The 21,437-nt window shown below is 66.2% G+C and carries 18 protein-coding genes and 1 pseudogene; 5 read left to right on the top strand and 14 right to left on the bottom strand.

Annotated features, from left to right (window positions below):
- Window positions 1-25: 25 nt before the first annotated feature.
- The 14 genes from hemA to bchF all read right to left on the bottom strand — a co-directional run bounded on the left by hemA (window position 26) and on the right by bchF (window position 15,528).
- Window positions 26-1,237, bottom strand: a complete 1,212-nt coding sequence (gene hemA / locus ACK4S2_RS10250) for a 5-aminolevulinate synthase (protein WP_409623712.1) — start codon at window positions 1,235-1,237, stop codon at window positions 26-28.
- Window positions 1,227-2,042, bottom strand: a complete 816-nt coding sequence (gene puhE, locus ACK4S2_RS10255) for a putative photosynthetic complex assembly protein PuhE (RefSeq protein WP_409623715.1) — start codon at window positions 2,040-2,042, stop codon at window positions 1,227-1,229. Before puhE ends, hemA begins: the two co-directional genes overlap by 11 nt.
- A gap of 54 nt (window positions 2,043-2,096) precedes the next feature.
- Complete coding sequence (acsF, locus tag ACK4S2_RS10260; RefSeq protein WP_409623751.1) at window positions 2,097-3,122, bottom strand: magnesium-protoporphyrin IX monomethyl ester (oxidative) cyclase; 1,026 nt, start codon at window positions 3,120-3,122, stop codon at window positions 2,097-2,099.
- A gap of 65 nt (window positions 3,123-3,187) precedes the next feature.
- Window positions 3,188-3,484: a hypothetical protein gene (locus ACK4S2_RS10265; RefSeq protein ID WP_409623717.1), complete on the bottom strand. Its 297-nt coding sequence runs from the start codon at window positions 3,482-3,484 to the stop codon at window positions 3,188-3,190.
- 62 nt (window positions 3,485-3,546) lie between these two features.
- Window positions 3,547-4,008: a photosynthetic complex assembly protein PuhC gene (gene puhC, locus ACK4S2_RS10270; RefSeq protein ID WP_409623719.1), complete on the bottom strand. Its 462-nt coding sequence runs from the start codon at window positions 4,006-4,008 to the stop codon at window positions 3,547-3,549.
- A 10-nt stretch (window positions 4,009-4,018) separates the two neighbouring features.
- Window positions 4,019-4,660 (bottom strand): photosynthetic complex putative assembly protein PuhB, encoded by a 642-nt coding sequence (gene puhB / locus ACK4S2_RS10275; protein WP_409623753.1) that lies wholly within the window; start codon window positions 4,658-4,660, stop codon window positions 4,019-4,021.
- A 36-nt stretch (window positions 4,661-4,696) separates the two neighbouring features.
- Window positions 4,697-5,464: a photosynthetic reaction center subunit H gene (gene puhA / locus ACK4S2_RS10280; protein WP_409623721.1), complete on the bottom strand. Its 768-nt coding sequence runs from the start codon at window positions 5,462-5,464 to the stop codon at window positions 4,697-4,699.
- Between the two features lie 19 nt (window positions 5,465-5,483).
- Window positions 5,484-6,920, bottom strand: a complete 1,437-nt coding sequence (locus ACK4S2_RS10285) for an MFS transporter (RefSeq protein WP_409623723.1) — start codon at window positions 6,918-6,920, stop codon at window positions 5,484-5,486.
- A complete protein-coding gene (gene bchM, locus ACK4S2_RS10290; RefSeq protein WP_409623725.1) occupies window positions 6,917-7,600 on the bottom strand; it encodes a magnesium protoporphyrin IX methyltransferase in 684 nt (227 codons plus the stop codon). Before bchM ends, ACK4S2_RS10285 begins: the two co-directional genes overlap by 4 nt.
- Complete coding sequence (gene bchL, locus ACK4S2_RS10295) at window positions 7,600-8,496, bottom strand: ferredoxin:protochlorophyllide reductase (ATP-dependent) iron-sulfur ATP-binding protein (RefSeq protein ID WP_409623727.1); 897 nt, start codon at window positions 8,494-8,496, stop codon at window positions 7,600-7,602. The genes bchM and bchL overlap by 1 nt, the downstream gene beginning before the upstream one ends.
- Before the next feature lie 109 nt (window positions 8,497-8,605).
- Window positions 8,606-12,163, bottom strand: coding sequence for a magnesium chelatase subunit H (locus ACK4S2_RS10300; RefSeq protein ID WP_409623729.1), 3,558 nt, complete (start codon window positions 12,161-12,163; stop codon window positions 8,606-8,608).
- A complete protein-coding gene (bchB, locus tag ACK4S2_RS10305) occupies window positions 12,153-13,742 on the bottom strand; it encodes a ferredoxin:protochlorophyllide reductase (ATP-dependent) subunit B (protein ID WP_409623731.1) in 1,590 nt (529 codons plus the stop codon). The genes ACK4S2_RS10300 and bchB overlap by 11 nt, the downstream gene beginning before the upstream one ends.
- Window positions 13,739-15,028, bottom strand: coding sequence for a ferredoxin:protochlorophyllide reductase (ATP-dependent) subunit N (locus ACK4S2_RS10310; RefSeq protein ID WP_409623733.1), 1,290 nt, complete (start codon window positions 15,026-15,028; stop codon window positions 13,739-13,741). Before ACK4S2_RS10310 ends, bchB begins: the two co-directional genes overlap by 4 nt.
- Window positions 15,025-15,528 (bottom strand): 2-vinyl bacteriochlorophyllide hydratase, encoded by a 504-nt coding sequence (gene bchF / locus ACK4S2_RS10315; RefSeq protein ID WP_409623735.1) that lies wholly within the window; start codon window positions 15,526-15,528, stop codon window positions 15,025-15,027. The genes ACK4S2_RS10310 and bchF overlap by 4 nt, the downstream gene beginning before the upstream one ends.
- A 366-nt stretch (window positions 15,529-15,894) precedes the next feature.
- On the opposite strand from bchF, the gene ACK4S2_RS10320 reads away from it, so the two are divergent.
- From ACK4S2_RS10320 to ACK4S2_RS10340, 5 genes and pseudogenes are all read left to right on the top strand, one after another.
- Window positions 15,895-16,605 carry a B12-binding domain-containing protein gene (locus ACK4S2_RS10320; RefSeq protein WP_409623737.1) on the top strand — a complete coding sequence of 237 codons (711 nt, stop codon included), beginning with the start codon at window positions 15,895-15,897 and terminating at the stop codon, window positions 16,603-16,605.
- 77 nt (window positions 16,606-16,682) lie between these two features.
- Window positions 16,683-18,098 carry a transcriptional regulator PpsR gene (gene ppsR, locus ACK4S2_RS10325; protein ID WP_409623739.1) on the top strand — a complete coding sequence of 472 codons (1,416 nt, stop codon included), beginning with the start codon at window positions 16,683-16,685 and terminating at the stop codon, window positions 18,096-18,098.
- A gap of 160 nt (window positions 18,099-18,258) precedes the next feature.
- Entirely contained in the window at window positions 18,259-19,968 is a 1,710-nt protein-coding gene (gene bchE / locus ACK4S2_RS10330) for a magnesium-protoporphyrin IX monomethyl ester anaerobic oxidative cyclase (protein ID WP_409623741.1), read from the top strand.
- A 1-nt stretch (window position 19,969) separates the two neighbouring features.
- A complete protein-coding gene (gene bchJ, locus ACK4S2_RS10335) occupies window positions 19,970-20,551 on the top strand; it encodes a bacteriochlorophyll 4-vinyl reductase (RefSeq protein WP_409623743.1) in 582 nt (193 codons plus the stop codon).
- A gap of 465 nt (window positions 20,552-21,016) precedes the next feature.
- Window positions 21,017-21,277, top strand: a pseudogene (locus ACK4S2_RS10340) (DDE-type integrase/transposase/recombinase); the annotation flags it as partial.
- Window positions 21,278-21,437 lie beyond the last annotated feature (160 nt).

The raw sequence follows: 21,437 nt of genomic DNA on the forward strand, positions 1-21,437 counted from the left end.
CGCCTGCGTCGACACTGGTTTTAGATCATGCGACGGCATGGGCAAGCGCACATTGGCGCCAAAGCGAGGCCAGCGCGGTCACAAGACGGTCAATATCGGCGGCCGAATGCAGCGGGCCGGGGGTGATGCGCAGACGCTCCGTTCCCTTGGGCACGGTGGGGTAGTTGATCGGCTGCACATAGATGCCCCAGTCGGCCAGCAGGATGTCGGAAATCATCCGGCACTTGACCGGATCGCCGATCATGACCGGAATGATGTGGCTATCGTTGGCCATGTGCGGGATGCCGTGGGCATCCAGCCGCCGCCGCACCTCGGCCACCTTTTCCTTTTGCGCGCGGCGCTCGGCATCGGATTGCTTGAGGTGCCGGATGCTGGCCGTGGCCGCCGCCGCCACCGCCGGCGGCAAGGCGGTGGTAAAGATGAAGCCGCTGGCGAAGCTGCGCAGGAAATCGACCAGCGGGGCCGAGCCGGTAACATAGCCGCCCACCACACCGTAAGCCTTGCCCAGCGTGCCTTCGATCAGGTGGATGCGGTCGGCCAGGCCCAGCGCCTCGGTCACGCCGCCGCCGCGGGGGCCATACATGCCCACGGCATGAACCTCGTCGATATAGGTCAGCGCCCCATGCGCTTCGGCCACCTCGACGATCTCGCGGATGGGGGCGATGTCGCCATCCATGGAATAGACCGATTCAAAGGCCACGATCCGGGGCCGGTCGCCCACCGCCTTCAGCTTGCGGTCGAGATCGCGCCAGTCGTTGTGTTTCCAGATCACCTTGTCGGCGCGGCTGTGGCGCACCCCTTCGATCATGCTGGCGTGGTTCTTTTCGTCCGACAGGATCACGGCGTTCGGAATGCGCGCACCCAGGGTGGACAGTGCCGCCCAGTTCGACACATAGCCGGACGTGAACAGCAGCGCCGCATCCTTGCCGTGCAGGTCGGCCAGTTCGGCCTCCAGTTCCTTGTGGTGGCGTGCGGTGCCCGAAATGTTTCGCGTGCCCCCCGCCCCGGTGCCGCAGGCCTGAACCGTCTCGACCATCGTTCGGACGACGTCGGGGTGCTGGCCCATCCCGAGGTAGTCGTTGGAACACCAGACCGTCACCTGATCGGCCTTGCCGCCATCGTGGCGCGTGACGGCCGGAAAGGCCCCGCACTTGCGTTCCAGTTCGGCAAAGATCCGGTAGTTGCCTTCGGATTTCAGCGCATCCAGTTGCGCGGTGAACAGGGCGTCAAAGTCCATTGGGATCCTCCTGAAGGCTTTTCTTGGGGCTGCGGTCGGCCGGGATCATCCAGCGCCACAGCTTGTCGTCCGGCACGCGCCAGACCATGAACCAGTGTTCCAGCAGCGCGAGGGCCGCCAGCGCGGTCAGCAACGTCCAGCCGATCACCTCGGCCGGTTCGGTCGCCCGCACCAGCCGTTCGATGAAGCAGCCGGTGGCAAGGCTGAGCAGCGTGACCGAGAACGGGAAGAAGGCCGACACCGGCCCCTTGCGGAAATAGCCCGCCAGATGCGCCAGCGGGCGCGGCAGGAAGTCGGTGTTGATGCGCGGCACACCGAAGAACAGGTTCAGCTTGGCGCTGATGCGCGCGCCGAACAGCAGCACCCAGGTCCAGATGCCAAAGGCATTCGGCGCATCCCAGCCGTGCCAGACCATGGCGACAAAGATACTGGCCAGTAGCAATTCGTGCCACAGGATCGTGCCAAGGGCGCGGGAAAACCTCGGCCAGCCGCGCAAGCCGGGGGGGCAGGGTTCGGCGTTCGGCCCGGCAATGACCCCCGAAAGAAAGGCCAGTTCCACCCACGCCCACAGTGCCAGCGCCGAAAGGAAGGCCACGAACACCCCTTGGGCGCTGGCATCGCCCAGAGTCTCGCGGATGCCGAAGGCGCCCCCCAGCAACAGCGGCAGCGCCAGCAGGACCGACCAGATATGCGCGTCGCGGTCGGCGCTGCGGTCGGCGGCGTGGACGCGCCACAGCAGGATGCCCGTGGCGAACCACCACAGGAACAGCGCGGTCAACGCGGCGATCCAGGGGGTTTCGAACATGGGCCGGCTCCTGCGTTGGGGGCGACGAGGCCGCTGCCGGCCTCGCGCTGGCGTTCAATAGGCCGGTTCCAGCCGAGGGCTGGCCGGCACGGCGTTACGCTTCACCGGCAACAGATACAGCCGGGCAAAGGCCAGCCCCGCCCGGGCCGCCCCCAGCTTGTGCTGCAACCAGCCGCCGACCCCGCCTTTGCGCTTGCCTTTTTCCATGTCGCGCATGGCGGCATCCAGCTTGCGCAGGGTGGGCAGCCAGGCCGGATGGTCGATGTCGAGTTCGATCGGAAAGATCTGGCGGGCGATGGTGCTGGTCTTGCGGTAGACCTCCTGGTCGTACCAGTCGATATCCACCCCCAGCGCGTGGTGAAAATCGGGGCGGGCATGGTCGCGCACCCACATCGTCGCGTAAACCGCCGTCAGGAAGAACCGGATCCACAGCCGGGCCGACAGGGTTTCGGTGATCTTCGGGTCGGTCTTCATCAGCAGGGCGAAAGCCTCGCCGTGGCTGAACTCGTCGTTGCACCATTCCTTGAACCACTTGAAGATCGGGTGGAACCGATGATCGGGGTTCGCCTCGAGGTGCCGGTAGATGGTGATGTAGCGCGCATACCCGATCTTTTCCGACAGGTATGTGGCATAGTAGATGAAGCGCGGCCGGAAGTAGGTGTATTTCTTGGACTTGGTCAGAAAGCCCAGGTTCACCGCCACGCCGGCCTCGCGCAGCGCGTCGTTGATGAATCCGGCATGGCGCGCCTCGTCGCGGGCCATGTAGTTGAACAGCTCGCAGATATCGGGGTTGTTGCCGCGGCGCTTCATTTCCTTGTACAGCACGCAGCCTGAGAATTCGGCGGTGCAGGACGACACCAGGAAATCGATGAACTCGCGGCGCAGGGCCGGGTCCATGCCTTCCCAATCGACCTTGTCCCAGGCTTCGGTCTTCTTGAAATGGCCCTTGTTGGGGTCGGATTTCATCTGCGCGATCAGCTTGTCCCAGTCGGCGCGCACCGGGGTGACGTCGATCCGGTCCATCTCGTCGAAATCGGTGGTGTAGAACCTGGGGTTCAGCAGGGTGGTTTCGGTCGCCATCGCCGTGGTGTCGAACCTGTCGGCGATCTCGGCGTGCAGTTCCTCGTGGGTGGTTGCATGAGCGTTCACAGCGCCAACTCCTCGGAAAACGAAAATTCGCACAGCTCCATGAAGTCGAAGTCGCCGGTCAGGCGCGTCCACATCCGTTCCAGCGCCGTGGCGCGGGTGATGGTGGCAACGCGCTGTTCCACCACGACCTCGCCATAGGCGGCCAGCACCGGGGCGCCGTGGACCAGCACCTCGTCGCCCGGGTGAACGACGGCGCCGTTATCGAAACGGACATGGGCATGAAGGCTTTCGAACCGGTGACTGACCTCGACGGTGCAGGGCACCTGTTCCTTTCGTCTGGCAAGAAGCGGCATGGTTGTGTTCCCTTGATGATCTTTTGATCTTTTTCTGGTCGTCGTTCAGGCCTTGCGCCGGATCACTCCATCGCAAGCAGTCGTTCGAAGGCGGCGCGGTTGTCGGCACCGAAGACGCCGAGCTCCACATCCCAGCCGGTCAGCGGGTCTTCGGCGGCCAGCCGGCCGTTGGCGTAGGTGACGATGTTGATGGGCGCGTCGGCCGGAATGCGGTGCTTGAGCCTTTCGCGTTGCAGGCCGTTCTGAACCACGGTGATGAAGCCGCCGTGCGGCAGGTCGGCCAGCAGCCGGCCATCGGCGGTGTAAACCTGCACCGCCTGCGCATCGCCCCCTTTCAGGATCAGCGTGCGGCTGGCGACGACCTCGGCCTTGGGCGGCACCGCCACCACGGGTTGCCCGGTCAGCTTGGCCCAGGCCACCAGCGCCAGCGCCAGCAGCGCAAGCGAGAACATGCCCAGCACCACCTTGGCCGGAATCATCTCCTGTTCGGCGGGAACGCGCATGGGGATCGGCTTGTCGGTCATGTCGGGGCCCTCATTCGGCGGCAGCCAACGCCGCGGCAGGTGCGGCGCTGCGGGTGACGACGGGTTCGGAAACGCGCGCCTCGGCCGCCTCGGCCAGAATGGTCGCCACGCGCGCCGCATCGGGGATGCAGCGCAGCGCCGGTTGCGGCTTGCGCGCGTGCCAGGGCCGCAGATGCGGCCAGAGCATCAGGTAGCTGAACTTGGTATCGCCCAGCGTTTCCAGCGCGATGGTGCCGGTTCCGTTGCGGCGCCGGTCGAGGCTGGCCGTTGCGATCTGCCGGAAGGGGATGTTCAGCGTCACCGTCAGCGCGGCACCGATGCGCATGGCGACCCGAGCGGTGGTGATGGTGTAGACGGTCGTTCTGGCCGCAACCCAGGCAAGCGCCAGGATCACCGCGGCCGCCATCGCTGCAAGTATCGCGTAGGGCAGGCCAAAGGCAAAGGCCCCCGCAAGGCCGCCATCGATGCTGCCCACGGCCGCGCGCCATACGATGATGACGGCGAAATACCCCATCACCCAGACCAGCCCATAGGCATCGCGGGCCAGGGCCAGCGTCGAGGGGCTGCCCTGCCACAGGATCGTTTCCGACTTCGGCGGGCGCTCGGGCAAACCGCGCACCGGCTCAAAGGCGAAATCGTCGTGGTTATCCATCGGCATGGCAGCCTCTCCTGTCGTCGTGTCGGTGCGTCAGATCAGCTTCATCAAGGCGTCGTACTTCGACGGGATCTCGTCGGCGGCAAACAGCGGGCCGCCGGCGAAAAAGGCGCTGATCTTGTCTTCTTCCAGCTTGGTCACGCGGTCGGCCAGCGCCGTCTGCGGCACCTGGGGATAGCGCGCCGCCGGCAGCGACTGCACGACCACCCGATCCGACTTGATCCGGGCCAGCGGCATCGGAATCAGCCGGGCGCTGCCATCGGCCAGGGTCACCTCCAGGTAACGGACGACCTGTTCCGGCACATCGACCCAAAGGTCGGTGATCTTGCCGGGGCTTTTCAGATCGGGCGACCAGACCGGCAGCCCGCGCGGGTCGCGGCCAGCCGCCACCGCAAAGCCGACTGCCGACATGCGCTGGATCTTGGGGTGGCCGTGGGCGTCAAGCTCGGGTTCGTCGCGGCGCATGGCCCAGGCGGCAGGGCCCACGCCATCGCGCAACCCGTCGCCGGTGGGGGCAAAGGGAAAGCCGCCGCCCGCATTGGTGCGTGCCAGCGCCAGTTCGCGCTGTTCGCGGACGCCATCGGGCGCGCTGTAAGTGCCGCCGTGCGGCAGCAGGAAGGTCTTGGGTTCGGGCGTCGAAAACAGCGACCCCGCCGGGGTGCCGTCATCGTTTTCCAGCGGATAGCCTTCGCGCTGGTTCTCGCGCTGGATCCAGTAGACCAGCCCGGCAAAGAACAGCCAGAACATCCACAGCGAGATGCGCGCCAGGTCGAAAGTGCCAAAGAACTGCCAGTCGTACATGAGGGGTCCTCCTCGGGGATCAGGTCGGGAATTCGGCAAGCCCGATCGGGGCCTGCCGGTCGTTCGTTTCGGGTTTCAGGATGGTCATGCGGACAAGCGGCCCCAGCAGGGCCAGGGTCAGGAACAACAGGCCGATCTCGGCATGATAGACGACCATGTAGCCGACATCCGGCCCGTTCAGCGCGCCCAGCATTCCGGCGCGGGCCAGATGATCGACCCCGTCGCGGATGCCCCCGCCCAGCGCCACGGCAAGACCCGCCGCAGTCGCCTGCGCGGCCCCCCAGGCCCCCAGCACCAGCCCGCCCCCCGCGACACCGCGCACCGGCAAGGCCATGGCCGCCGTCAGGGTCGACACCGCGAACAGCCCGGTCCCCAGCCCAATGCCGAAAGCGCCAGCGTAGAACAGCGACGGCAAACCGAACGGCGCGGCGCAGATCACCGCCGAAAACGCCGCTACCCCGATCAGGATGCCCTTTGCCGCCAACCGGAACGGATCCGCCCCCTGCCCCAGCGTACGGGCCGACAGCAGGAACCCGGTCAGGGCGCCCGTGGCATGGCAGGCGGTCAGCAGCGTCGTGGCCGCCACCGACAGGCCCAGCACCTGCCCACCATAGGGTTCCAGCAGCACATCCTGCATGTTGAAGGCGAGGCCCCCGAGGGCAACCACGGCCAGAAGCCGGCCCACCTGCCCGCCCGCAACGAGGTCAGCCCAGGCGTCGGAGAACTTCGGTTTGGGCGCCTCGCGCTCGGCGCGGCTCATGGGGCGGATCTTTTCCTGCCGCCACAAGGCGATGACATTGACGATCATGGTTGCCGCCGCACAACCTTGCACCACCTGGATCAGGCGCAGGTCGGAATAGTCCGCCAGCAGCAGCCCGAGAACGACCGCCGAAATCGCCATGCCCAGAAGGAAGGTCACATACAGCAGCGCCACCACCCGCGGCCGTGTCTCGTCGCTGGCCCGGTCGGCGGCCAGCGCCACGCCGGCCGTCTGCGTCATGTGCAGCCCGAACCCGGTCATGATGAAGGCCAGCGCTGCCAGCACCTCGCCCGCAAACGGCACGGTGTAAGTGACATCCCCGCCCAGCACCAGCAGCGCAAAGGGCATCACCGCCAGCCCGCCGAATTGCCACAGCGAGCCGAACCACAGATAGGGCACCCGCTTCCAGCCGATCGCCGAACGGTGGTGGTCGGACTTGAACCCCAGCAGCGCCCGGAACGGGGCCACCAATACGGGCAGCGCGATCATCGCCGCCACCAGCGAGGCCGCCAGCGACAATTCCACGATCATCACCCGGTTCAGCGTGCCCAGCAGCAACACCGTGGCCATGCCCACCGACAGCTGAAACAGGCTCAGCCGCAAAATCTGGCTCAAGGGCAACTGGTCCGAACCGGCATCGGCAAAGGGTAGCCAGCGCGGCGAAAGCTGTTTCAGCAGATTGCGCGGAACGATCACCGCCGCACCTCCAGGCATTGCGAAATGTAGAACCCGCGGGAAACCCTTCCGACCTCGGCCAATCCGTCCACGGCGCGGGCCAGACGGCGCGGCGCGTGCGGCACCATGGTGGGCGACCGGTCCGCGCGCGGAAACGCCCTCCCCAGCCCCCAGAACGCCATCAGCAAGGGCGTCCGCGGCGCCACGGTGAACACCACCTGCGGCGCAGCCGTTGCCAGCCGATGCAGCGCGCGCGCCAGGTCCGGCTGGGCATAGTAGATCAGGCTGTCCATCGCCACGACATGGTCGAACCGGCCAAGGTGCGGGTCCAGCATGTCGCCCGCCCGGAACGAAACCCGCGCCCCCAGATCCTCGGGCAAGCGCTTCTGCGCAATCTCGACCAACTGCGGCGAGATATCGACCCCCACCACCTCGGCCCCGCGCCGCGCCAGTTCCGCCGCCATCATGCCGGTGCCGCAACCCGCGTCCAGCACCCGCGCCCCGCGCAGGTCGGCAGGCAGGCGCGACAGCATCAGGGCGCGCATCGCATCGCGCCCGGCCCGCACGGTTTCCCGGATGCGGCTGACCGGCGCATCCGATGTCAGCCGGTCCCACACCGCGGTGGCCGTGCGGTCGAAATAGGTCTCGACCCGGTCGCGGGTGGAACGATAGCCGCGTGACTCCTCGACGAAATCGCGCATCAGTCGAACCCCAGCAATTCGAAGATTTCCCGATCCGGCAGCGGCAGCGGGGTCGGCACCTCCTGCCCGGTCCACAAGGCTTCCGCGAGCCGCAGGTATTCCTTGCGGCAGGCCAGCACATCCTCGTCGGCGTCCATCTCGAACAGCGTCTTCTTCTTCAGGCGGCTCCGGCGGATGGCATCCACATCCGGCATATGCCCGATCCGCTTGAACCCGGCGCGTTCGCAGAACCGGTCCACCTCGTTCGTCTCCCGCGACCTGTTGGCGATGCAGCCTGCCAGGCGCACCTTGTAGTTGGCCGATTTCGCCTGCACCGCGGCAATGATGCGGTTCATCGCATAGATGCTGTCGAAATCGTTGGCGGTCACGATCACCGCGCGGTCGGCGTGCTGCAAAGGTGCCGCGAACCCGCCGCACACCACATCGCCCAGCACGTCGAAGATCACGACATCGGTTTCCTCCAGCAGGTGATGCTGTTTCAGCAGCTTCACCGTCTGGCCCACCACATAACCACCGCAGCCCGTGCCCGCCGGCGGCCCGCCCGCCTCCACGCATTTCACCCCGCCCCAGCCGATGGTCACGAAATCCTCGGGCCGCAGCTCCTCGGCGTGGAAATCCACATCCCGCAAAATGTCGATCACCGTGGGCTGCAACCGCCCGGTCAGGGTGAAGGTGCTGTCGTGCTTGGGGTCGCACCCGATCTGCAACACCCGCTTGCCCATGCTGGCGAACGCCGCCGACAGGTTGGACGAGGTGGTGGATTTGCCGATCCCGCCCTTGCCATAGACGGAAAACACCATCGTGTTCTCGATCTTCATGCTCGGGTCCAGATGCACCTGCACCGACCCTTCGCCATCCTGACCACGCAGGTTCGGAATCTCGTCTCTCGGGCTCATCTCAGGTCCTCCCGGGGAACGTCTGCTCCCATTTTCTGTCTGCAAATATCCCGGGGGGTCCGGGGGGCTGGCCCCCCGGTCCGGTCCCGTCCGCTGGCGCACCGCCGGGTCATTCCGCCGCAATCCCTTCCAGCCGGTCCTCGATCTCGTCCGCCGCGTCCTGCAGCGCGGCCAGCGTTGCCGCATCGGGTTGCCAATAGGTGCGGCTGGCCGCTTCCAGCAACTTGCCGGCCATCCGGGCACTAGCCTGCGGGTTCAGCGCGGTCAGGCGGCGGCGCATCGCGGCATCGAGCACAAAGGTTTCCGACAGCCGCTGATAGACCCAAGGCTCAACCGTGCCGGTCGTGGCTGACCAGCCCATCGTGTTCGTCACCTGCGCCTCGATCTGGCGCACGCCTTCGGCGCCGTGCTTCAGCAACCCCTCGAAGAACTTGGGGTTCAGGCTGCGGCTGCGGGTTTCCAGCGCGATCTGGTCCTTCAGCGTGCGCACCTTGCCGGTGCCGCGCGTCTGGTCGCCGATATAGACCTGCGCTTCGGCCCCGCCCTTGGCCCGCTTCACCGCCCGCGCAATGCCGCCCAGCGTGTCGAAGTAATGATCGACCGTGGTCACCCCCAGCTCGACCGATTCGAGGTTCTGATAGGCCACATCCACCGTGGCCAGCACCCCTTGCAGCACACCGCGGGCGTTGCAGGCCTTGCCCTGGCGGTCATAGGCAAAGCTCTTGCGTGCCTCATAGGCATCGGCCAGCTCGTCCTCCTCGCCAAAGGCAGAAGATCCGACCAGCACGTTCACATTGGCGCCATAGGCACCTTCGGCGTTGGAAAACACCCGCAGCGCGGCGGTTTCCAGCGTGTCGCCGGTGCGCGCAGCGTAATCGAGCGCATGGGCCCGGATGAAGTTCTGGCTCAGGGGCTCGTCGGCCGTCGCCGCCAGCCAGGCCGCTTCGGCCAGCAGGCGGATCTGCAAGGGCAGCAGGTCGCGGAAAATCCCCGACAGCGTCATCACCGTGTCGATCCGCGGCCGCCCCAGTTCCGCCAGCGGGATCAGTTCGGCCCCGCACAGCCGCCCGTAGCTGTCGAACCGGGGCCGCGCGCCCATCAGCGCCAGCGCCTGGGCGATCGGGCCGCCATCGGACTTGATGTTGTCCGACCCCCACAGCACCAAGGCCACGGTCTGCGGCAGGCGGGCGTGGGTATCCAGCAGCCGCTGCGCCTGCGCCGCGCCATCGCGCAAGGCAAAGGCGGTGGGCATGCGGAACGGGTCGAAGGCATGGATGTTGCGCCCTGTAGGCAGGATGTCCGGGCTGCGGATCAGATCGCCCCCATGCACGGGTTCCACGAAGCGGCCATCGAGCGCATGGATCAGGGCCGCAATCTCGCCGTTCTGCGCCAGCTGTTCGCGCGCCTTGGCAATCGCCTCGGGCGAGCCGATCATCTGCGCGGCGTAATCGGCAATCTGCCCCGCATCCATCGCCTTGCCCAGCACATGCAGGCCATCGGGGATCAGCGCCTCCTCCGTCTCCAAGAGGCGCGACCACAGGGTTTCCACGCTGCCCGACAGGTCCACCGCCGCCGCCTGTTCGGCGATCAGGGCTTCCAGCTCGGCCCGCGTCGGGTCGTCCGGGTCCGCCTGCCGCCAGCGGCGCAGGGTGTCCTTCAGCTCGTTCAACCCCTTGTAAAGCCCGGCCTGGCTCAGCGGCGGGGTCAGGTGCGTGACGGTGATGGCATTGGTGCGCCGCTTGGCAAGGCTGGCCTCGGACGGATTGTTGGCGGCGTAAAGGTAGATGTTCGGCATGTTGCCGATCAGCCGGTCGGGCCAGCAGCCCGGCCCCAGCCCCGCCTGCTTGCCGGGCATGAACTCCAGCGCGCCGTGCATCCCGAAATGCAGCAGGACATCGGCGCCGAAATCCTGCCGCAGCCAGCGGTAGAAGGTGGTGAAGGCATGGGTCGGCGCAAAGCCCTTTTCGAACAGCAGGCGCATCGGGTCGCCTTCGTAGCCGAACACCGGCTGCACGCCGACGAACACCTTGCCGAACTGCGCCCCCAGCACAAAGACCGACCGCCCGTCCGACTGGTCGCGCCCCGGCGCCGGGCCCCAGGCGGCCTCGATTTCCTTCAGCCAGGGGGTGGTGCGCACGATGGCCTCGGCCGGCACCTTGGCGTGCACATTGGCCGGCATCCCGTGATAGGCCGCATTGCCATGCAGCACCTGCGCGCGCAAATCGTCCACCGATGCGGGGGGCGTCACGTCATAGCCTTCGGCGGCCATGGCGTGCAGAAGCCGGTGCAGGCTTTCGAACACCGAAAGGTAAGCGGCGGTGCCCACGGCGCCCGCATTCGGCGGAAAGCCGTAAAGAACGATGCCCACCTTGCGCTCGGCCCGCTGGCTGCGGCGCAGGCGCGCGAGACGTGCCACCTTGTCGGCCAGCGCCTCGATGCGTTCGATGCAAGGCGCCATGGCGCGGGCATCGGTGCCCGCGGCACGCTGGCAGCGATACTTGCAGCCCGCGCAGCCTTCCTCGCCATGCCGCCCGGCAAAGACGGTTGGGTTGGTCGCACCGTCGATTTCCGGCAGCGCGATCAGCATGGTGGTTTCCACCGGGCCAAGGCCACCGCCCGAGGCCGCCCATTGCCCCAGCGTCTGGAACTCCAGCGGGTGGGCGGCCACATAGGGCACATCCAGCGCCTTCAGCGCCTCGACGGCCGCGGGGCTGTCGTTGTAGGCCGGCCCGCCGACGAGCGAAAAGCCCGACAGCGACACCATCGCGTCGATCCGGCCCTTCATGTAGGCGTCGATCGCCGGGCGCCCGTCGAGGCCACCGGCAAAGCAGGGCAGCACGTTCAGCCCCTGCGCTTCCAGCGCGCGGATGGCGGTGTCGTAATGCGCGGTGTCCGAGGCGAGGATATAGGACCGCAGCATCAGGATGCCCACGGTGGGCTGGCCGGGCCGGGCCGGAATGCGGCGGGCATCGGTGGTGATGCGCTCGGCCAGATCGGGGTGGTAAAGCCCGACCTCGGGGTAATCCACTGGCGCTGCGGCCTTGACCGATTTCCACAACCCGCCCCGGCCATAGCGCGCGATCAGAAAGCGCAGCATCGCCTCGATGTTGTCGTCGGACCCGCCCAGCCAGTATTGCATCGACAGGAACCAGGCGCGCAGGTCCTGCGCCTTGCCAGGCAGGAACTTGAGGATCTTGGGCAGGCGGCGCAGCATGGCCATCTGCCGTTCGCCCGACTTGGGCCGCCCGGGTTCGGAGGACGAACCCCGCAGCTTCTTCATCAGCGCGCCGAGGGCCGACGGTGGCTTGGCCATGTCCAGCTCGCCCATGCGCGTCAGGCGCACCACCTGGCTGTCGGCGATCAGGCCCACAAAGGCATCGCAGCGTTCGCGCGCGGCGCGTAACTCGGGCAGGATCGGGGCGATGTGTTCTTCGAGGAACAACAGGCACGCGACGACCAGATCGGCCTCGTTCACCGCCTTTTTCGCGGCCGCCAGCGCGGCGGGGTTTTCGCCCCATTCCGCGGCGGCGTGGATGGTAACGCTCAGGCCCGGAAAATCCTTGCGCAACCGGGGCATGGCACGGGCCGCAGGGCCTGCGGCATGGCTGTCCAGCGTGACGATGGCCACGCGATAGGACGGTCCGGGAAAGGCGGTGTCATCGCGCATAGTGGGCCTTGGCTTCGTAAAGCGTGTCGAGGCTGATCTGGAACACGCCGCGTTCGGCGGCGTATTTTTCGGTGTTGCGCCGGGCCTTGCCGCGCACGAAGAAGGGGATTTTCTTCAACTCGCGCTCGGCATCGGCCAGCCAGATGACCTCGCCGGACTGCGCGGCGACGGGCGCGGGTTCCTCGGGGGCAGGTGCGGCCTCGGGGGGCATCGAGCCCCCGTCGGCCGCGGCCGCTGGCGCGGCGGTGCCCAGACCCATCGGGCGCGGTGCATGGCCACCGTGGTGGCTGGCGCCGGCCTCGTCGTGGAACTCGAAATCCTCGCGGAACATCGTCAGCAGATGTTCCTCCAGCCCCATCACCAGCGGATGCACCCAGGTGTCGAACAGGACATTGGCGCCTTCGAAGCCCATCACCGGGCTGTAGCGGGCCGGGAAATCCTGCACATGCACGGGGGCCGAGATGACGGCGCAGGGAATGCCCAGACGCTTGCCGATGTGGCGTTCCATCTGGGTGCCGAGGATCAGCTCGGGGCGCAGACGGTCGATTTCGCGCTCGACCTCCAGATAGTCATCGGTGATCAGCGCCTCGACCCCGAATTCCCTCGCCAGTGCGCGCACGGAGCGGGCGAATTCGCGGTTGTAGCAGCCCAGGCCCGCCACCTCGAACCCCATTTCATCGCGCGCGATGCGGGCCGAGGCCATGACATGCGTGGCATCGCCGAAGATGAACACGCGCTTGTCGGTCAGGTAGGTGCTGTCCACGCTGGACGACCACCACGGCTGGCGCAGGCGCGACTCGTCCGGGCGGCGGGCGGCGACCGCGAGGCCCATCACCTCGTCGATGAAGGCGCGGGTGGCGCGGGTGCCCATCGGGATGGTGCGCGTCCAGGGCTGGCCGTGGTTTGCCTCCAGCCAGCGGGCGGCGTTTTCGGCGGTTTCGGGGTAGAGGACCACGTTGAAATGCGCAGCCCCCAACCGGGCGATGTCGGACGGGCGCGACCCCATCGGCGCCACCACGTTCACCGCAATGCCCATGCTTTCCAGGAGCCCGCGGATTTCGGCCACATCGTCGCGGTGGCGGAAACCGAGGCCGGTGGGGCCAAGGATGTTGCACGACACGGTTTCGGTCCGCGTCATCGGTCTGGCCAGCGCGCGGGTCAGTTGCAGCAGCGCCTCGTCACAACCGAAGTTTTCCTTGCGGCTGTAGCTGGGCAGGTCCAGCGCGATCACCGGCACCGGCAGGCCCAGCCGTTCGGCAAGGCCCCCCGGATCGTCCTGAATCAGCTCTGCCGTGCAGGAGGCGCAGACCAGCAGGGCCTCGGGGCGGAACCGATCATAAGCATCCTGGCAGGTCTGCTTGAACAGCGTGGCGGTATCGGCGCCAAGATCGCGGGCCTGAAAGGTGGTGTAGGTCACCGGCGGGCGATGGCCGCGCCGTTCGATCATGGTGAACAGAAGGTCGGCATAGGTATCGCCCTGCGGGGCGTGCAGCACCATGTGCAGGCCCTGCATGCCCGTGGCCACCCGCATCGCCCCCACATGGGGCGGGCCTTCGTATGTCCAGAGCGTCAGCTTCATTCCGCGGCCTCCCGCGCGGCGCCCAGCAGCGCGCGGCGGCGCAGCGGGCGGGCGAACAGCGAGGCCAGGTCGGCCGCCTGTTCGTAAAGATGGATCGGGGTGAACACCAGCTCGATGGCCCATTTGGTGGACAGGCCTTCGGATTCCAGCGGGTTGGCCAGACCAAGGCCGCACACGGTCAAGTCGGGGCGGGCGGCGCGCACGCGGTCCAGCTGCAGGTCCACGTCCTGCCCTTCGGAGATGGTCGGCCCGGCGGCGATCAGGTCCAGTTCCGGGCCCATGATTTCGGCGTGCAGGTAGGGCGTGCCGATTTCCACCGCGCGCATCCCGCATTCGCGCGCCAGAAAGCGCGCCAGCGGCAATTCCAGCTGGCTGTCGGGCAAAAAGAACACCGACTTGCCGCGCAGCCGTTCTGCCACCTGCGCCACGGCACGTTCAGCCCGCGCCCGCGGCGCATCGGTGACATCGGCGAAGCGGTCGGCCGACACACCCCATTCCGCGGCAACCGCGGCCAGCCAGCGGGTGGTGCCCTCGGCGCCAAAGGGGAATGGGGCTGCAATATGCTGTGCGCCGCGGCGGATCAGGGCCGCGTGCGTGTCGCCCAGGAACGGCTGCGCCAGGATGAACCGGGTTTCGGGGCCAATCGACGGCAGGTCGGCCGAGCGGCGCGCGGGCAGGCAGCGCACCGGGCCGACGCCCAGTTTCGCCAGCAGGTCCAGAACCTGATCCTCGACCACATCGGGCAGCGCGCCGACGACCAGCAATTCCTTGCCGTTGGCTTCGGGCAGAACCGGCACCATCGCGGCCAAGCAGGCATCCTCGCCTTGGGTAAAGGTCGTCTCGATTCCGCTGCCGGAATAGTTCAGCACCCGCACGTGCGGCGCATGGATGGCGCTGAGCCGTTCGGCGGCGCGGTGCAGGTCCAGCTTGATGACCTCGGACGGGCAGGAGCCGACAAGGAACAGTTGCCGGATGTCGGGGCGGCGAGCCAGCAGGCGGGCAACCTCGCGGTCGAGCTCGGCATTGGCATCAGCAAGGCCCGCCAGATCCTTTTCCTCCAGGATCGCGGTGCCAAAGCGGGGTTCGGCAAAGATCATCACGCCGGCGGCCGCCTGCAGCAGATGCGCACAGGTGCGGCTGCCGACCACCAGGAAGAACGCATCCTGCATCTTGCGGTGCAACCAGATGATTCCCGTCAGGCCGCAAAACACCTCGCGCTGGCCCCGCTCGCGCAGGACGGGGACGGTGCGGCAACCGATGGCAGGAGGCGGGGGCAGGGTCGTCATGCCGCGACCCCCTGAACCGAGTCGCCGCGGGCGCCATCCAGACGCGCCATGCGCAGCTTCCACAGGAACTGGATGGCATTGACGATATAGGCCGCATAGGCGACCAGCGCCAACCACATCAGCGCATCCGCGGGGATCCGCCCGGTAACGAGGCCGTAAAGATAGATCGTGTGCAAGGCGATCACGCCGAAGCTGACGACGTCCTCCCAGAAGAAGGCCGGCGCGAAAAGGTATTGGCCGAAAACGACCTTTTCCCAGATCGCCCCGGTCACCATGATGAGGTAGAGCAGGAAGGTCTTGACGAGGATCGACACCGTCGCCGCGGTGTAACCGGCGTCTGTCACCAGATACCGCACCACCAGCGCGATCGAGACGGCACAGGCCAGAAACTGCACCGGCGCCAGAACCCCCTGCACCAGTGTCCAGACGGTGCTGTCGCGCCGCGCCCGCTGTTCCGGCGTGTAAAGCGGCTTTCTCATTGGGGTAAGGAGAGAATCCATGCTGGACGTCCAGATGCTGACTTGCCTTGAGCCTAGGAGCAGAGGGCGCAAAGTGTCAACTATAATTTACATGCAACATGTCAGAGCCGGCCGGCAGCACTCCGCAACAAACCGCCCCACCTGCAATTTAACCCACTGTTTTTGTGAACATTGCCGCCCAATCAGCCGACTGACCAGAAAACGAGGCGCAAAAATTGTCAGTTTTGTTTGACAACCCCTGTTCGCTCGGCGACATTGAGCTATCAGACGGTCACGCGACCCAGCGTTTCGCGACCGCCAGCCAAGTGGAGACAGGCTGATGGATCGCTTTCGCCAAAAGGAACTGTTGCGTCTTGCCCCGGCGAATTCGGCATCGCGCAGTTCGCAATGCAGGTCGTAGCGATCCTGGTGGGCGAGTCGGCCGAAACCAAGGCACCTGTGCGCGACGACGTGCTGCGGCTTCTGGTCAGGGGCGCACGAACCGGCGACCCGCAGGTCTTCGAAAAACTCCTCTCGGAAATGCGTCGGCTGCATGTTTCGGCCGAATCGATGGTCAACGACTATATCCCTGCGGCCGTCGGCGAGATCGGCGAAGAATGGCATGCCGATCGGATCGACATCCTTGAGGCGACGATCGCCACCTCGCGCATGCAGAACCTGCTGCGCGAACTGGGGCGCGCCTGGTCGGCCGACGCTGCGAACCCGCACATGTCGGGTTCGGTCCTGATGGTGGTGCCTGATTCAGAACAACACACCCTCGGCGCCATGATCGCCACGACACAGATGCGGCGCCTTGGCGTTTCGGTGGCGGTGCAACTGCTGTCGTCACCGGCAAGCCTTGAAGTAATGCTTCGAACACGCCGGTTTGACGCGGTTTTCTTCTCGGTCGGAAATTTTGACAGTCTGGATTCGTGTCGCAAGCTTGTGACAGCCGCGCGCAACATGGTAGGAACAGACGTCCGTTTCGCAGTCGGTGGCGCTGTTCCTGTCGATCCCGAGGATTTGCGCAGAATCACCGGAGCCGACATTGCGACAAGGGATGTCGCGTTGGCGCTGCGGCAGTTCGATCTGATGAAGTCAGCCGCGCCGGCTGAATAGCTTCGGGCATGAAAGACCCCCCCGAGGCCTACAGGGTGAATGGAGCGGGTGCGACAGTGTCTCACGACGGAATGAACATGCTCAACGCCGGTATGGTGCCACTTCTGGGGTCGGATCTGCTTTCGAGCATTTCTTCGACCTTGTCGGACATCGTGCTGCTGGTGGACGTGTCGGGCCGGATCCACGCCGCTTCATCCAACCCCAATCACCGCTCCTTCGGCGAGCTGCCGCGCTGGAACGGCACCGACATCGCCCGGGTGCTCGACACCGAATCCATGGCCAAGCTGCGCGACCGGCTGGGTTCTCTGGCGGCGCAGGCGCGGCGCGGCGAACGGCTGGCGCAGGTCTGGTGCGAGGTGACCCATCGGCTCGAGGATGGGGCAGCGGTTCCGGTGCGCTATTCGATGCATTGGCTGAACCAGGGCGACCGCGTGCTGATGCTGGGGCGCGACCAGCGTCCCATGATCGAGGTACAACAGCAGCTTGTCAGCGCCCAGATCGCGCTGGAGCGCGATTACGAAACTCAGCGCGAAATCGACACCCGCTATCGCCTGCTGATGGATGTGACCAGCGATGCCATCTTGCTGGTGGCCACCGGAACACGGCGGGTGGTGGATGTGAACCACAATGCCGCCGCCCTGCTTGGTGCGTCGCGCGGGGATCTGATCGGCAGCGATCTTCTGGCCGAATTCGACGGCCCTCGGCAGGGCGAGCTGATGGATACGCTGGCCGCAACCGCCGGGTCCGATCTGACCGCCCCGGTCGAGGTGCAGGCGCGCCGGTCGCAAAAGCGGCTGCTGATACACCCCAAGGTGTTCCGCGCCGCCGGCGAACGGCTGGTGTTGTGCCGCCTGGACGAAGCCGGCGCCGGCATAACCGGGCCAGGGGCGCCCGATCCTCTGGCGGCGAACCTGCGCCAGCTGTTCTACAAGGGTGTCGATGGCATCGTGTTTACCGACAAGGATGGCCTGATCCTGTCGGCCAGCGAGTCGTTCCTGAACCTGACCGATACCGCCACGCTTTCGGCGATGCGCGGCCGTTCGCTGGCCGATTACCTTGCCCGCGGGATGGTGGACCTGAAGGTGCTGCTGGACAACGCCCGCCGCGCCGGCCACCTGCGGATGTATTCCACCAAGGTGACCACCGATTTCAACAGCCAGGTCGCCGTGGACATCTCGGCAACCTGGCTGAACGACCGCACCCATCCGGTCATGGCCCTGGTGGTGCGGGATTCCAGCCGGTCGGAGGCGCTGCGCTCCAGCATTTCCAGCGGCGACAACAACATGCGCAACGTGCTGGATCTGGTGGGGTCGTCCTCGCTCAAGGACATCGTGGCGGAAACCACCAATGTGGTGGAAAAGATCTGCATCGAAACGGCGGTAGAGCTGACCCGCAACAACCGAGTGGCCGCGGCCGAGATGCTGGGCCTGTCGCGGCAGTCGCTGTATGTCAAGCTGCGCAAATACGGTCTGCTCAACCGCGACGAAGACTGACCCCCCCCCCCATTCTCCGCACGACGCCGCGCCCGCCCCTGCGCGGCGTTCTGCATTTGCCATCCGCGCAAGGGTCCGACTGCCGTGGCACTTGATCCATGTCAATTTTTCCTGCCGTCAAAAGTGTAAATTTTAATTTACATAGCAGGGAGAGTCGGCCATGCGCATCGTCTTCGTCCATCCCAATTACCATTCCGGCGGGGCTGAAATCGCGGGCACCTGGCCGCCGGCCTGGGTGGCCTATCTGACCGGGTCGCTGCGCCGGGCCGGCTTCGACGACATCACCTTCATCGACGCCATGACCGACCATGTCGACCACGCTGCCTTGCGCCGGCGCCTGGCCGAACTGCGGCCCGACGTGGTAGGCACCACCGCCATCACCCCGGCGATCTACGAAGCCGAGGAAGTGCTGCGCATCGCCCGCGACGTGGCGCCGGGCTGCATGACGGTTCTGGGCGGCATTCACGGCACCTTCATGTTCCGCCAGGTGCTGTCCGAAGCCCCCTGGATCGACGTGATCGTGCGTGGCGAAGGCGAGGAGATCATGACCGATCTCATGACCACCCTGCGCGATGGCCGCTGGCCCGCCGACCGCCGCAAGGTCAAGGGCATCGCCTTTCTGGACGGCGACCAGATCGTCACCACCCCTGCCGCCAGCACGGTGAAGGATCTGGACGGGATCGACCCGGACTGGTCCATCCTCGACTGGTCGAAATACCTCTACACACCGCTGGGTGTGCGCGTGGCCATACCCAACATGGCGCGCGGCTGCCCCTTCACCTGTTCCTTCTGTTCGCAATGGAAGTTCTGGCGCGATTACCGCGTGCGCGAGCCGAAAAAGGTGGCCGACGAAATCGAACGTCTGGTGAACGACCATCAGGTCGGTTTCTTCATCCTGGCCGACGAGGAACCCACCATCAACCGCAAGAAGTTCATCGAGTTCTGCCAGGAGCTGATCGACCGCGACCTGCCGCGCCGCGTGCAATGGGGCATCAACACCCGCGTCACCGACATCATGCGCGACAAGGAGTTGCTGCCCTTCTACCGCAAGGCGGGGCTGGTTCACGTGTCGCTGGGCACCGAGGCCGCGGCGCAGATGAAGCTGGACGTGTTCAACAAGGAAACCACCGTCGCCCAGAACAAGGAGGCCATCCGCCTGCTGTGCGACGCCGACATCTTCGTCGAGGCGCAGTTCATCGTGGGCCTCGACAACGAAACCCCCGAAACGCTGGAGGAAACCTTCCAGATGGCTTGGGACTGGCAGCCCGACCTGGCCAACTGGGCGATGTACACGCCCTGGCCCTTCACCCCGCTGTTTCAGGAGATCAAGGATCAGGTCGAGGTGTTCGACTTTTCCAAATACAACTTCGTCACCCCCATCATGAAACCCGCCGCCATGACCCGCGGCGCGCTGCTGGAAGGCGTTCTGAAGAACTACCGCCGCTTCTACATGCGCAAGGCGCTGTTCCATTACCCTTGGCGCGGCACCGGATACCGGCGCAAGTATCTTCTGGGCTGCCTCAAGGCGTTTCTCAAGGCAGGATCCCAGCGGCAATTCTACGATCTGGGCAAGGCCGGGTATTTCAGCCTGAAATCGCGCGACAAGCTGGATTTCGGCTTTGACGAAACCCGCACCATCGCCGAGGCGCAGATGGCCGACTGGGAAGCCTCGGCCGACAAGGCCGCCCGCGCCGCCGAACGGCGCGCGGCGATCCGGGCGCAAGGCAAGGCCCGGGCCGAGGAGAGGAACGCGCTTCGCGCCTGCGGTGGCGGTGCGCAGCAGATGGAGGATGCCGCCCCCGACCGTGCCAGACCTTTCGTCATGCCGAACGGGGCGCAGCCGGGCATGGCGCAGGAACCGGCGGAATAGGATGAACGCCCCCGCCCGCAACAGGATCGGGCCGAACGCCATTCTCCAGCACCTGCCGGTGCTGGATGCGGCCATCGGCCCGCGGATGCGCCATGCCCTGCTGCACCTGGCCGAAGTGGCCGAGCCGCCCCCCGACTCCGGCATGATCCCGCAAGAGGATGTGGCGCGGTTCCACCGCTTCGTCCGGCTCTACCTGCCCGACAAGGCCGAGGCGGTGCAGCACGCTGCAGGGTTGGGCACGGCGGATTACATCCTGGCCCACCGCATCCCGCGCCCCGCGCAAGCGCTGATCCGCGCCCTGCCGCGGCCGCTGGGGGCACGGCTGCTGGCAGCGGCGATTGCGAAACACGCCTGGACCTTTGCGGGCACCGGCACCTTCCGCATCGCGGCCCGCCGACCCCTGACCTTCGAGATCGGGCGCAATCCGCTGGCCGTGCCCGCCCGCGCCCCAGGCTGCACCTGGCACGCAGCCGTGTTCGCCGGGCTATTCGGCGCGCTGGTCTGGCCTGGCGTCACCGTGGTCGAGACCGCCTGCTGCGGTTGCGGCGACCGGGTCTGCCGGTTCGAGCTGCACCCGCGTTAGAGTCATTGTCGAATCAAGTTGAAGCTTATCCGGCCTGCCGGAGATAGCAGGCCCGCGTAGTGCTGCAGCGTGCCGACGTGGGCCCAGTTGATCTCGTTGGGGCGAACCGCCCCAGGTATCCGAGAGGGTAAAACTGTCAAAGGATGACCCTTATGGAAGCGAAGAAGAAGCACACCCCGACATACACGGCCGAGTTCCGCGAACGCGGCGTTCGTCTGTATCGCGAACACCGGTCCGACTACACCAGCGACAACGCCGCCTATCGCGCGGTTGCCTGGAAGCTTGGCTGTTCTCATGACACTTTGCGGGCCTGGTGCTTGCATGCGGCACGAGATGCTGGCGAGCGCTCGGGTCTGACCAGGGACGAGAGGGACGAGCGGGCACGGCTCAAGGAGCTGGAGCGCGAGAACCGGGAACTGCGCACGGCCAACGAGATCCTGAAGAAGGCATCGGCTTATTCTGCCCTACGTGGTCTTCGTCATCGATGTCTTCACCCGAAAGATCGTGGGCTGGCGCGTTTCGACATCGATGACCACGAGCTTCGTGCGGGACGCCCTGAACCAGGCGATCTGCCAGCGGTGCCCAACAGGCGGCAGGTTGATCCATCACTCCGACCGCGGCAGCCAGTATCTGTCAATCCGCTACACCGAGCGCCTGGCTGATGCAGGCATCGACACCTCGGTGGGCAGCATGGGCGACAGTTACGACAACGCGTTGGCCGAGAGTAGTTAGCGTCCGAGGATCTGGTGTAATTTCGTCGCCGTCGGCGGAGTGATCCTTGGTGGCCATCGAGGTGTAGGATCGAGGTGGAGTTTGGCGACTTCAACCACGGACCTTACGGAGACCCCGATGACCAAGATCGAGCCATGGGAACGCCACTGGTCCG

The organism is Gemmobacter sp., from assembly GCF_046292685.1.
In the GTDB taxonomy this organism is placed as follows: domain Bacteria; phylum Pseudomonadota; class Alphaproteobacteria; order Rhodobacterales; family Rhodobacteraceae; genus Wagnerdoeblera.

Coding starts and splice junctions, on each gene's coding strand:
- ACK4S2_RS10265 (WP_409623717.1), bottom strand. CDS start 3,484: ATGCCGCTTCTTGCCAGACGAAAGGAACAGGTGCCCTGCACCGTCGAG.
- puhB (WP_409623753.1), bottom strand. CDS start 4,660: ATGGATAACCACGACGATTTCGCCTTTGAGCCGGTGCGCGGTTTGCCC.
- hemA (WP_409623712.1), bottom strand. CDS start 1,237: ATGGACTTTGACGCCCTGTTCACCGCGCAACTGGATGCGCTGAAATCC.
- bchE (WP_409623741.1), top strand. CDS start 18,259: ATGCGCATCGTCTTCGTCCATCCCAATTACCATTCCGGCGGGGCTGAA.
- ACK4S2_RS10320 (WP_409623737.1), top strand. CDS start 15,895: ATGCAGGTCGTAGCGATCCTGGTGGGCGAGTCGGCCGAAACCAAGGCA.
- ppsR (WP_409623739.1), top strand. CDS start 16,683: ATGCTCAACGCCGGTATGGTGCCACTTCTGGGGTCGGATCTGCTTTCG.
- bchL (WP_409623727.1), bottom strand. CDS start 8,496: ATGAGCCCGAGAGACGAGATTCCGAACCTGCGTGGTCAGGATGGCGAA.
- ACK4S2_RS10300 (WP_409623729.1), bottom strand. CDS start 12,163: ATGCGCGATGACACCGCCTTTCCCGGACCGTCCTATCGCGTGGCCATC.
- puhC (WP_409623719.1), bottom strand. CDS start 4,008: ATGACCGACAAGCCGATCCCCATGCGCGTTCCCGCCGAACAGGAGATG.
- acsF (WP_409623751.1), bottom strand. CDS start 3,122: ATGGCGACCGAAACCACCCTGCTGAACCCCAGGTTCTACACCACCGAT.
- bchF (WP_409623735.1), bottom strand. CDS start 15,528: ATGGATTCTCTCCTTACCCCAATGAGAAAGCCGCTTTACACGCCGGAA.
- bchB (WP_409623731.1), bottom strand. CDS start 13,742: ATGAAGCTGACGCTCTGGACATACGAAGGCCCGCCCCATGTGGGGGCG.
- ACK4S2_RS10310 (WP_409623733.1), bottom strand. CDS start 15,028: ATGACGACCCTGCCCCCGCCTCCTGCCATCGGTTGCCGCACCGTCCCC.
- bchM (WP_409623725.1), bottom strand. CDS start 7,600: ATGCGCGATTTCGTCGAGGAGTCACGCGGCTATCGTTCCACCCGCGAC.
- puhA (WP_409623721.1), bottom strand. CDS start 5,464: ATGTACGACTGGCAGTTCTTTGGCACTTTCGACCTGGCGCGCATCTCG.
- puhE (WP_409623715.1), bottom strand. CDS start 2,042: ATGTTCGAAACCCCCTGGATCGCCGCGTTGACCGCGCTGTTCCTGTGG.
- bchJ (WP_409623743.1), top strand. CDS start 19,970: ATGAACGCCCCCGCCCGCAACAGGATCGGGCCGAACGCCATTCTCCAG.